At 32.5% G+C, this 11928-nt stretch carries 15 protein-coding genes; 6 read left to right on the forward strand and 9 right to left on the reverse strand.

The window, feature by feature from the left end; all coding sequences use genetic code 11:
* The first annotated feature begins 4 nt into the window (after positions 1-4).
* From C1S72_RS10690 to nqrF, 5 genes are all read left to right on the forward strand, one after another.
* Entirely contained in the window at positions 5-1204 is a 1200-nt protein-coding gene (locus tag C1S72_RS10690; protein WP_104735580.1) for an NADH:ubiquinone reductase (Na(+)-transporting) subunit B, read from the forward strand.
* Between the two features lie 2 nt (positions 1205-1206).
* Positions 1207-1959 (forward strand): Na(+)-translocating NADH-quinone reductase subunit C, encoded by a 753-nt coding sequence (locus tag C1S72_RS10695; RefSeq protein WP_104735581.1) that lies wholly within the window; start codon positions 1207-1209, stop codon positions 1957-1959.
* A gap of 3 nt (positions 1960-1962) precedes the next feature.
* Positions 1963-2610, forward strand: a complete 648-nt coding sequence (locus tag C1S72_RS10700) for an NADH:ubiquinone reductase (Na(+)-transporting) subunit D (RefSeq protein WP_104735582.1) — start codon at positions 1963-1965, stop codon at positions 2608-2610.
* 78 nt (positions 2611-2688) lie between these two features.
* Entirely contained in the window at positions 2689-3402 is a 714-nt protein-coding gene (gene nqrE / locus C1S72_RS10705) for an NADH:ubiquinone reductase (Na(+)-transporting) subunit E (RefSeq protein ID WP_104735583.1), read from the forward strand.
* 1 nt (position 3403) lies between these two features.
* A complete protein-coding gene (gene nqrF, locus C1S72_RS10710) occupies positions 3404-4714 on the forward strand; it encodes an NADH:ubiquinone reductase (Na(+)-transporting) subunit F (RefSeq protein ID WP_104735584.1) in 1311 nt (436 codons plus the stop codon).
* Between the two features lie 72 nt (positions 4715-4786).
* Here nqrF and C1S72_RS10715 read toward each other — a convergent pair whose 3' ends face one another.
* From C1S72_RS10715 to C1S72_RS10745, 7 genes are all read right to left on the reverse strand, one after another.
* Complete coding sequence (locus C1S72_RS10715) at positions 4787-5248, reverse strand: Na(+)-translocating NADH-quinone reductase subunit F (RefSeq protein ID WP_104735585.1); 462 nt, start codon at positions 5246-5248, stop codon at positions 4787-4789.
* Between the two features lie 188 nt (positions 5249-5436).
* Positions 5437-5628 (reverse strand): hypothetical protein, encoded by a 192-nt coding sequence (locus C1S72_RS10720; protein WP_104735586.1) that lies wholly within the window; start codon positions 5626-5628, stop codon positions 5437-5439.
* A 19-nt stretch (positions 5629-5647) separates the two neighbouring features.
* Entirely contained in the window at positions 5648-6373 is a 726-nt protein-coding gene (locus C1S72_RS10725; RefSeq protein ID WP_162919884.1) for a DUF6090 family protein, read from the reverse strand.
* Between the two features lie 32 nt (positions 6374-6405).
* Positions 6406-7170, reverse strand: coding sequence for a DUF6090 family protein (locus C1S72_RS10730; RefSeq protein ID WP_104735588.1), 765 nt, complete (start codon positions 7168-7170; stop codon positions 6406-6408).
* Positions 7163-7867, reverse strand: a complete 705-nt coding sequence (locus C1S72_RS10735; protein ID WP_162919885.1) for a DUF6090 family protein — start codon at positions 7865-7867, stop codon at positions 7163-7165. The genes C1S72_RS10730 and C1S72_RS10735 overlap by 8 nt, the downstream gene beginning before the upstream one ends.
* 50 nt (positions 7868-7917) lie before the next feature.
* Entirely contained in the window at positions 7918-8253 is a 336-nt protein-coding gene (locus C1S72_RS10740) for a hypothetical protein (protein WP_104735590.1), read from the reverse strand.
* Between the two features lie 63 nt (positions 8254-8316).
* Entirely contained in the window at positions 8317-8619 is a 303-nt protein-coding gene (locus C1S72_RS10745; protein WP_162919966.1) for a hypothetical protein, read from the reverse strand.
* A 113-nt stretch (positions 8620-8732) separates the two neighbouring features.
* Here C1S72_RS10745 and C1S72_RS10750 point away from each other — a divergent pair, with 113 nt between their 5' ends.
* Entirely contained in the window at positions 8733-9110 is a 378-nt protein-coding gene (locus C1S72_RS10750) for a Na(+)-translocating NADH-quinone reductase subunit F (protein ID WP_104735592.1), read from the forward strand.
* 6 nt (positions 9111-9116) lie between these two features.
* Here C1S72_RS10750 and C1S72_RS10755 read toward each other — a convergent pair whose 3' ends face one another.
* Complete coding sequence (locus C1S72_RS10755) at positions 9117-11015, reverse strand: OmpA family protein (RefSeq protein ID WP_230401618.1); 1899 nt, start codon at positions 11013-11015, stop codon at positions 9117-9119.
* On the reverse strand, positions 10990-11928 hold the full coding sequence (locus C1S72_RS10760) for a PorP/SprF family type IX secretion system membrane protein (protein ID WP_104735593.1): 939 nt from the start codon (positions 11926-11928) through the stop codon (positions 10990-10992). The genes C1S72_RS10755 and C1S72_RS10760 overlap by 26 nt, the downstream gene beginning before the upstream one ends.

Raw genomic sequence — 11928 nt, forward strand, 5'->3', positions numbered from 1 at the left:
AGCTATGGGTTTAAAAAGTACATTACATAATTTAAAAGAAAAGTATAAAGGAACCAAAATGGCTCCAGCATTTAATGCGTTACATACTTTTTTATACTTACCTAATGAGACTACACATAATGGTACTCACATTAAGGTTGCAGACGATTTAAAGCGTACTATGAATACGGTAATCATGGCAATGGTACCGTGTTTAATATTCGGTATGTTTAATGCAGGTTATCAGCATTATGCCGCATTTGGTACGCCAGTAGCGTTTTTATCTTGGGATGCCTTTTACATTGGTTTAATTAAAATTTTACCATTAGTAATTGTGTCTTATGGTGTTGGTTTAGCCATCGAGTTCTTATTTGCTGTTATTAAAAAGCACGAAGTAGAGGAAGGTTATTTGGTAACGGGAATGCTAGTGCCATTAATAGTACCAGTAGATACACCGCTTTGGATGTTGGCAGTTGCTGTTGCATTTGGTGTTGTAATTGGTAAAGAAGTTTTTGGCGGAACAGGAATGAATATTCTTAATCCAGCATTAACTATTCGTGCCTTTTTATTCTTTGCATATCCAACTTGGATGTCAGGAGATAAAGTTTGGGTTCATGGTGCTGTGGAACGTGCTCAAAAGATTGCAGATGGTGCGGAACTAGATGCTATTTCAGGAGAAACTATTTTAGGTGGTTTGGCTCAAGGTAATGATTTAGGATATTCTGTTGCTGATATGTTTTACGGATTTATTCCTGGTTCGGTTGGTGAAACATCTACATTATTAATTCTTTTAGGGGGCTTATTTTTAATCTTCACCAAGATAGGAAGTTGGAGAATAATGCTGTCTTCTGTATTAGGAGCATTGGCTATGGGATTAATTTTCAATGGTGTTGTAGATGCTGGTTGGATAACGGAATCCAGTAAATTTTATGGATTAATGAGTACCACGTGGTGGCATCACTTACTAATTGGTGGTTTTGCTTTTGGTACAGTGTTTATGGCTACAGATCCGGTAACAGCTTCGCAAACCAATAAAGGGAAATGGTATTACGGATTTTTAATTGGATTTATTTCAATTTTAATTCGAGTATTTAATCCTGCTTATCCAGAGGGTGTTATGTTGGCTATACTTCTTATGAATGTATTTGCACCAACAATTGATCACTACGTAGTTCAAGGAAATGTAAAACGACGTATGAAGCGTTTAAAAGTTAAAACGGCGTAATTATGAGTAATAAAACAGATTCAAATATATATACAATAATATTTGCCATTGCAATGGTAATAGTTGTAGGTTCTTTATTGGCTTTTATGGCATCGTCATTAGAGCCAACTATTTCTGAAAATAAGCGTTTAGAAAAGCAGCAAAATATTTTATATGCTATGGGTGTCAACGCGAATGACGAAGGTAGTGCCGTTTTTATATCTACTGATAAAGCACCTCAAGCATTTTCTGAATACATTACGAAACAATTGGTTATTCAAGATGGTCAAGTAACTGAAGATGACCAAGCTTATTTAATTGATGTAAAGAAAGAGAAATCATTAGCAAAAAAAGATGATTATTCAAGACGCTTGCCATTATTTATTGGAGAAAAAGATGGTCAGACTTATTATATAGCACCAATTTATGGTAAAGGTCTTTGGGATGCCATTTGGGGATATGTAGCTGTTGATGAAGATATGGTAATTCGTGGTGCCTATTTTGACCATAAAGGTGAAACACCTGGTCTGGGTGCCAATATTAAGCAACGCTATTTTATGGATGACTTTATTGGTGAACACTTATTGGATGGTAATGGCAATTTTGTTGGTGTTACTGTTTCCAAAAGTAACGCAGACCCAACTAACAAAGATAAAATGGATAATGAAGTAGATGCTATTGCAGGTGCTACTATTACTGGTGATGGTGTTTCTGCTATGGTTAAAAGCGATTTGAGGCTTTACGAACCTTATTTTAAAAATTTAAAAAACAACTAATTTATGGGACTTTTATCAAAAAAAGACGCCAAATTAATTACTGATCCATTAGCGGATAACAATCCAATTACTATTCAGGTATTAGGGATTTGTTCTGCTTTAGCAATTACTGCCGAATTAGAAGCGTCAATAGTTATGTCTATTTCGGTATTATTTGTTTTAGGTGTTGGAAACGTGGTGGTTTCATTAATGCGAAATATAATCCCTAATAAAATTAGAATTATCGTGCAACTAATAGTAGTTGCTACATTGGTGATTATAGTGGATTTGGTATTAAAAGCATTTGCTTATGAGTTAAGTAAAACGCTATCTGTATTCGTTGGATTAATAATTACGAACTGTATTATTATGGGTCGTTTTGAAGCTTTTGCTTTAGGAAATGGACCATGGAAATCCTTTTTGGATGGTATTGGTAATGCTGCAGGTTACGGTGTTATACTTATAATCGTTGGATTTTTTAGAGAATTACTAGGTTCAGGAACCTTATTAGGAATTCCTGTTCTAGGAGACCCTATTGAAAAAACAGGATTGTATGCAATAGGTTACGAAAACAATGGGTTTATGCTGTTGTCACCTATGGCGTTAATTGTTGTAGGAATCATTATTTGGGTACAACGTACAAGAAATAAAGCATTAGTAGAAGATCATTAAAAAAATTAGTATGCAGCGGACAGAGGCAGTAGACTCTTACTGATAGCTGAAAACTGAATACTAAATACTAAAAAACATATGGAACATTTAGAATTATTTTTAAAATCAATATTTATAGATAACATGGTATTTGCCACGTTCTTGGGAATGTGTTCTTACTTGGCTGTATCTAAAAAAGTTTCAACAGCTGTTGGTTTAGGAGCAGCCGTAATATTCGTGTTAGCAATAACAGTTCCTTTAAACTGGTTGTTAGATCAATATTTACTGCAACCGGGTGCCTTATCATGGTTAGGAGAAGAATATGCAACTTATGATTTAAGTTTCCTGTCCTTTATCATGTTTATAGCTACGATTGCAACCATGGTACAATTAGTAGAAATAGTTGTAGAAAAATTTTCACCATCATTATATAACTCACTCGGTATTTTCTTACCGCTAATTGCTGTAAACTGTGCTATTTTAGGTGGTTCATTATTTATGCAATCTCGTGAAATTCCAACTTTAGGATTAGCAACTACGTATGGAATAGGTTCTGGTATAGGATGGTTTTTAGCCATTTTAGCGATAGCTGCTATACGCGAGAAAATCCGTTATTCAAATGTGCCACCTGCATTAAGAGGATTAGGAATTACATTCATTATTACAGGTTTAATGGCTATTGGTTTTATGAGTTTTGGTGGGATGCTTACTGGAGGCGATGAGGAAGCAGCAAAAGAAACAAAATCAGCTCAAGTTGATGAATTAAATGATACTGAAAAGGAATTAGCTAACAATACAAAAGTAATCGAGTAACATGATATTAGCTTCAAGTACAATAGGAACAGTTATAACAACAGTAGTGGCCTTTTTAGTAGTCACAATATTATTAGTTGCCTTATTATTATTCGTAAAACAAAAATTATCACCATCTGGTCCTGTAACCATTAAAATTAATGGTGAAAAGGAAATAGAAGTTGCATCAGGTGGAACTTTACTATCTACTTTGGGTAATCAAAAAATATTTTTACCGTCAGCATGTGGTGGTGGTGGAACCTGTATTCAGTGCGAATGTCATGTTTTATCTGGAGGCGGAGAAGCTTTACCAACTGAGACACCTCATTTTACGCGTAAAGAATTAAAAGATGGTGCACGTTTATCATGTCAGGTAAAAGTGAAACAAGACATGGAAATCACCATTCCTGAAGAAGTTTTTGGTATCAAGAAATGGGAAGCAACTGTTGTGAGAAATTATAACGTGGCTTCTTTTATCAAGGAATTCGTTGTTGAAATTCCAGAAGATATGGGCTATAAAGCTGGTGGATATATTCAAATTGAAATTCCACCATGTACTATTAAGTATGAAGATATTGATATTACAGCGCATCCAGAAGAGCATGATACACCAGATAAATTCCAAGCAGAATGGGATAAGTTTGGATTGTGGCCTTTAGTTATGAAAAACGACGAAACTGTTGAGAGAGCTTATTCTATGGCTTCTTACCCAGCAGAAGGCCGTGAGATTATGTTGAATGTTCGTATTGCAACACCACCATGGGATCGTGCTAAAAATGGTTGGATGGATGTTAATCCTGGTATTGCTTCGTCATATATTTTTGCTCAAAAACCAGGTGATAAAGTAACAATTTCTGGACCTTATGGTGAATTCTTCATCAACGAGTCTGAGTCAGAAATGTTATATGTAGGAGGTGGAGCAGGTATGGCACCAATGCGTTCACACTTGTATCACTTATTCAAAACATTAAAGACAAATAGAAAAGTTACCTATTGGTATGGTGGTCGTTCTAAACGTGAATTGTTCTATCTAGATCATTTTCAACAATTAGAAAAAGATTTCCCGAATTTTAAATTCTATTTAGCATTATCTGAACCTTTAGAGGAAGATAACTGGAAAGTTAAAAAGGATATTAATGATGAAGAAGGAGACGGTTTTGTTGGATTTATACACAATTGCGTAATTGATAATTACTTAAATCATCATGAATCTCCTGAAGATATAGAATTGTATTTTTGTGGTCCACCATTAATGAACCAGGCTGTTCAGAAAATGGGAGAAGATTTTGGAATCCCAGATGAGCATATTCGATTTGATGACTTTGGAGGATAAATTCCAATTCAATATAAAAAAAAGCCCAACATGAAAGTGTTGGGTTTTTTTATTTACTTCATTTAAAATATGCTATTCTATTGTTTGCAATGACCTCATAGAGGTTTTCTCCGATTTAAATTTGAATAGGCTTGAACAATCCATGATGTCAGGAATATTGTCAAGCTTGCACATGTAACTGACAACAGCCTGTAAGCCATTAAAAAGCGTATCAGGATGTGTTGGATTCTTTGGCTTATGATTTTTATGATGTAAGGGTAATTGATAACCACAGCCTTTTAAAAACGTTCTTTCTAGTTGCAAGAGTTCTAACGGTGTAAAGCCGTTAAACCGTTTCCCTAATTTTTGATTGACCAATCCAACATAATTTAAAGTTAATGATCCATGATCATCTGACAGATGCTTCCAAAAATCTTGATTGTTTAAAATATTACCAACAGCACATTGTTTACAATCTTCGGGATGAAGCGTGTGGTTATGAAAGGCATTGTACAATTTTTGAACGGCATTATTAAAGCGCAACGATGTTTTCATGATTAATACTTGTTATCTTTTTCAATAAAAAGGTACAAAATAATCAGGAAATTACATCATTATCAGATTCGCTACTTGAACGAGCTTCTTTAGTGAACTTAAATATTACTTTAATTATTACCCGTAAAATTAGCGCAGCGGCAACTAGATAGATTATGGTTTTAGTTTCCATTTATTTAAATTACTTGTTATCCTGCTTTACCATCACCATCAATATCTTGCACCAAATGTGTTTCTAAGGCTATTAATGTTTTTTTAAGTAAGGCTTTAGTACATGCCAATTCTTCTTCTAATAACTTGACACGTTCTTCAACACTATCAGCTTGTTCTTGTTGTTTTTCTAATTCGTCTTGTTGTAATAAATCCCAGAATATTCCCATAATTAGTTCTTGTTTTATGTTAGCTTTTTAGTTTAGCATCAATTAATTTTAGCAGACCAGTTGCTAATTCTTTTTGAATTATTATGCGGTTTACTACGCGTTCTTTTCGCGTATAATCTGCATATAGTCTATTTCTGAATTTATTAGATGTTATAAAATTCACTATCTCATTTCTTGTATTATCATCTAAATTTGGTAATTGTGTGTTTTCAATGCTTTTGTTTAATACTGAAAGGTCAATATTGTCATATTCCAGAAACTCACTGTCATTCATATCAATAGTTTGTTCCTTGTCCCATTCAATATACTCACCATAAATTTTATATTCTATAGTGTAGTATAAACTAATGGTATTAAATAGCTCTCTATATTCTTTGGCTTCGGTAAAACCGGTATTTAATAGTTTTGTGTATGTTGAATTATTTATTTGATAGATGCGCATCGAATGATGAATTCTTAATATGTCATATAATGAATCTTTTGTGATTGAATTAAAATCATTAGCTGCAATAATAGCTTTGTCTTTTTGGATTGTATTATTAGCACGTTTTAAGGCTCTGTTAAAAATTATAGTATCGTTTATAAGATCTTTTTTAAAATCTTCGAGATAATCAATGGTAAGCTCTTTATTGCGTTGTTTTTGATTCCAATTATTAATTTGTAAAGCAATCAAAATACCGATCACGACTAGTATGATTTCACCAATGGCATATTTAATATACTTCCGAGTTTTATTTTCACTCATAAGATTATAGCGTATTTTTCTGAAAATTTTAATCATTCAATATTGGCGTCTATAAGTGTTAACGTGTTTTCTAAATAGTTCATTATTTGATCTTCATTTATAGTTACAAAAGATTGATTCATATAATAATCAAAAAACATATTGTCTACTTCCATTTTGTTTAGAAATTCAATATAATTTGATTTTGGTACCTGTATCGGTTTAATTAATATATCTCGTTTATAATCTTCTCGATCCATTGATGCATCTGCATTTCTAATTGGAATGTATTTGTTAATTATTGAGGGAACATTGTTAATCCAATATTCTCTGCGTATAATTACATCCTCTGCATAATCGCCTAGTTCTCCGGTCCATTGATTTAAAGCATAGCGTAGCTTTGAGTCTCTAATTAATTGTAGATTCCCAGATGAAATAACATCATTCATTACGCCAAGTCTAGCATCAAAAGTTGCAAAATTGAATATTTGTCCAATCAGGCTATCAATAGTTTTTGTTTCAAAATCTTGACTGGTATCAAAATTTAAGAGTGTCACAATAGCATTAATGCAACTCAAGTTTATGTTATGGTCAAATTCAAGTTCATTTATGTTTTGCTGAAATTCTTCCTTTAAACTCAAAAGTATTTGTTGTTCTTTTTCCAGTTCTTTTTTATGTTGGTTCCAATTGTTTATTTGAAGGGCAATTAAAATACCAATAACCACAAGTACAACTTCGCCTATAGCGTATTTAAAGTATTTAGATGTTTTGTTTTCCATAAGAAGGGATTTGCGAATATGCCTAAAGAATTTAATCATTGAGTGTTGTTTCTGTAGTTTCAATTAATTTAATTAGGCGATCATTTAATATGTTTAGCGCTTCAATTGCTCGCTCATTTCTACGATAATCTATTTTTAAAATGTTTCGTGCTGTTGGAGATTGTAATAGAATAATTAGATTTTTTTTAGAGTCTTCTTTTTTTTGCCTAGACTCCAATTCATTATTGTAAGTAAATTCATAAGAATTCTGATTGTACCTCCAATAATTATCCTCTTGATCCACAGCGCGATTATGAGTTTCTGATGATTCAATAAAATCTGGAATGATATAATTATAGTAGATTTTTAAATCTTCAATCAAAGATTCGTACTCACCATAATTTGTAATCCCAGAACTCTCTAATTTTTTAAATGCGGAACTATTAAATGGTACTTTAGAGTAAAACGTTTCTAAATTTTTTTCTAAACTATCTATAGTTAATGTGCTGTAGTCTTTTAATGCCAAGAATGATTTAGTGGTTTGTATGCGTTTTTTTGTAAAATCTAGTTCGATATGTATGGTTGTGGTATCATTTTTTAAATCTTTAATAATCTCGGTTATATAGTCTCTTAATTTGCTGTTATTTATTCGGTTCTGGTTCCAATTATTAATCTGCAGTGCAATCAGAATACCAATTACAACGAGTATTATTTCACCAATAGCGTATTTAAAATATTTGTTTGTTTGGCTATTCATGATAAGGTTTTGGCGAATTTTACGAAAGAATTTAATCATTCAGCATATTATTAATACAGAATGTTGTCCAATATTCTGTCTAGATTGCGTTCCATCATTTTAAAGTCACAATCGCTGAAGAAGATTTCATATATTTCTCTCCGAAGTTGAGCCAATTCCATGTTTGTGAATTCGTGAAGATGAATATTGTCATCAATTTTTTCGATACGTTCATCCTCATCATCATTTTTAAATTCCGTGTAAATACGCTCAAAGGTAACTTTGTCAACTTTAGACTTAATTAAATTTAATTCTTCTTCAGTTTCCATAGAATCTGCATTGGCACAGCATAGTAAAATGTAAATTTGTAATTCAATTTTACTTAATTTGTTGGTTTTTGAATTCATTTGTAATTATTTATTTTGGTTGCTTATATTAAAATTTGATTATGACCTAAAATGTACCAGTTATCAAGCTTCTATTTGGGTATAGTATCTCCAAGTAAAGTACAATAGAAATCCTGCAGTAATAAGCCCTAAAACTTTATTGACGGTTAAAATAGTCTTTCGAGAAGCTTTATAAACTAGAAAAATAGATATTAGTAAGGCGAAAAATGCACTTATTACACCATATCCAAATACAATGGCACCACCTGCTAATCCTTGACCTTTTGCTGCATCTGTAATACCAGCATAAAACATTCCCAAGAAAAAGAATGTAATACTTGCCAAAAGGTATAACAGGAAACTGTAGGGTCTGATAAAACGTTTCATGTACTTTTTTAATTAAGCAAAGAAAGTTCACTAAGTAGTTTTGGTTGGTGCTTTTAAAGTTAAACAATTTTTAATTCTGTTGTAGTCAATTTATTTAATATTATTTTTGCAGTATGAAGAAAGCACTTACAGAACAAGAATTACATAATCTAGCTATGAATCACGTAGGAAAAGAGTTAGAAAAGCGCGGGTTTGAGTTTGTTGCAATAAACAGTAAACTGAAAAAGCATCCGCAATTTGTTTGTATTGATAAAAACAATCAGTATTTTTTTGTTTTAGTAAGAGCTGTTTTGTTACCTGAAAATCCAAACAATTATGATGTGATTTGGATGGAGACTTTTAAAAAGCATGCTCGTGAAAAAGATGCTAAAGTGCTTTACGCAGGAGTTGGATTGGGTAATCCACAAGGTGAGGATTTACCAATTTATTTAAATGAAAATTACTTAATTGAATACAATGGTATTCAGGTTATTGAAACACATCTGAACTAGAGCAAATTATTTTAATATAATAAACTCACAACGTCTGTTGATGGCATGCTCATCTTCTGTGCAATTATCACTACAGTTTACTAACGGTTGACTTTCACCAAATCCTTTTGATAGTAGCCTTTTGGAATCAATACCATTTGAAACTAAATATTCTAGAGTAGCACGAGCTCTATTGTTTGAAAGTTTTAAGTTATAAGCTTCGCTGCTTCTTGAATCTGTATGAGCGCCTAATTGAATTTCCATTCGCGGGTATTTTTTTAGTAAGTCAACTAGAACATCTAAAGTTTTGGCTGCTTGCGGTTTAATATCCCATTTGTCTAAATCAAAATAGATATTTTCCAGTTCAATGTAAATATAACCATCAACTTTTGTGACTACAATTTCTTCAGCATCGTCATATGATTCAATTTCCAATTCAATATTAAGTTCAATTTTCCCTTCATCAGAAGTGTTAAATGCTTCTGTGGTAGGGATGTAAAAATCTCGGTATCCTTCAATCTTATATTTTTTATTGGGTTCAGTTTCAAAAACATACTTTCCATCTTCACCAACATAAGTTTCACCTGCTATACTACCATCTTCATTCAAGAGCGTGATTTTAGTTCCAGGCAAAATGGCTTTGGTGTTTTTATCTCTAACCTCACCTTCAACTAAATAAGTTCTTTTGTTTTCCTCACGCTGAAAGGCGTAAATTTTATCAATTCCATCTCTGTTTGAAGAGAAATACCCTTTTTCAAATGAGCCTTTAAGAACAAAACTAAAATCGTCCATACCTGAATTTATGGTGCTTCCTAAATTCATGGGTGTAGAGTGACCTTCTTCTTTTAAATGAGTCATATAGATATCCAAGCCACCAAGGCCTTGATGTCCATTAGAAGCAAAATATAATACATTGTCTTTTGAAACGAATGGGAATTGCTCTCTATGCTTTGTGTTTATTGTTTCACCTAAATTTACTGGTTCTCCATAGGAATCACCATTAACGTCTACATAAAAGATGTCAAATGAGCCAAAAGAGCCAGGCATATCGCTCGCAAAGTAAAGCCTATTGTTTTTTTCATCGAGAAAAGGGTGTTGCGTAGAGTAGGAGTCATCTGTAAACGGTAAGACTTCAATATTAGTCCAAATATCATCAACTAATTCGGCACGATAAATTTTGACTACAGCATATTTTGATTCACCAATTTTAACTTGCTTATTATGTGTTCTTGAGAAATACATGGTCTTTCCATCGGTTGTAAATGTAGCATTGCTTTCATGGGTGTCAGTATTTATTTCTTCTGAAAAAGGAATAACATTGTCAAAACTTATATCATTTGATACAGAGGCTTTATATAAATCTAGGTAAGGTTTCTCATTCCATTTATAGCTTGGACTTTTAGAGTTTCTCAAAGATGCAAAAACAACCTCATTTCCTAAATATGAAACACCAAAATCACCAGCTGATGATCCTGAATTAACAGATTTAATGGTATAATCATAAGGGACGGTTCGGGAAAGCTTTTCAATAAACGCTTTGGTATTAACCTCATAATTCAGATATTCCGACAAAATTTTGTCTGCCTCTTCATATTGATTTAAGCCTTTTAGAGTATGGGCATATCTAAAATAAATTTCCTTGTTAAGGCTGTCTTTGTAGGAGTTAAATAATTCGTTATAAGCTACTTTGGCTTCTTTTAATTGAAAATTATAATAATAAGAGTCGCCTAAATTGCTTAAAACTTCTTGGTTTGGTTCTAATTCTTGGTATAGAGAAGCGGCTTCTACAAAGGCCTTATTTTCAAAAAGTCTATTGGCTTGTTTGAGTTTTTTTGCTTGACCAAAATGAGATTGGGCTATACATAAAAGAATAATAATGATGATACCTCTTTTCATAAGTCTAAAAGAATCTTGGTGATTTATCATAACCGTTACCTAGTTTTCCAATATCAAATAATATGATGATTTCATGTGAACCTGAATTGAATCTTCCTAAATTTGATAGCGTGTAATCATAAGCGTATCCAATACGTAATGGCTCAATAATTCTAAAATTTGCTAAAGCACTTACAGAATCATCAAACCTGTAGCCTACACCAAACTCTAATTTATTATTAATTAGAACATTTGTTGTTAAATCTAATGAGATAGGTGCTCCTGAAACAGCTTTTGTCATAAAGGCAGGTTTTAATTTTAGATTAGAATTTAAATCAAAGACGTAGCCACCTGTTAGAAAAAAATGCATCTCTTCTGTTCCAGAAGTAACTACACCATTGTTATTATCTAAATGTTCAGATTTTAATAAATTTGGAACCGAAAATCCAACATAATAGTTTTCAGCGAAATAGAAAGCACCTACGCCTATATTTGGAAATGTTTTATTTAAGTTATTTGCAAAAGCTTGATCAGGTAATGGATCTGAATAAACAAATCCATTAAAATTGGTGCTAAAAAAGGTCGCACCAGCTTTTACACCGAATGATAATTTTGAATTTTCATTTATAGGGATGGCATAGGCAAAATCAGCAAAAACATTAGTTTCCTTAACAACATCACCAATTTGGTCATGTACTATAGAAATCCCGCCTTCCATTCGTTTTCCTAAAACGCCGTGAGCAAAAAAAGTTCCTGTAGTAGGACCTCCAACAGAACCAACCCACTGGGCTCTATAAAGAACTCCTAGATTTATCAAATCAGGATTGTCTGTTGCATAACCTGGGTTTATAACACTCATGTTATACATGTACTGCGTGTATTGAGAATCTTGTTGAGAATAAGATTGTGTACCCCAAAAAAAGATAAGTAATGTAGTATATTTTATAAAGTATTTTGTTTTCAT

Origin of the sequence: Hanstruepera ponticola, from assembly GCF_002940745.1 — a bacterium.
Taxonomy (GTDB): Bacteria; Bacteroidota; Bacteroidia; order Flavobacteriales; family Flavobacteriaceae; genus Hanstruepera; species Hanstruepera ponticola.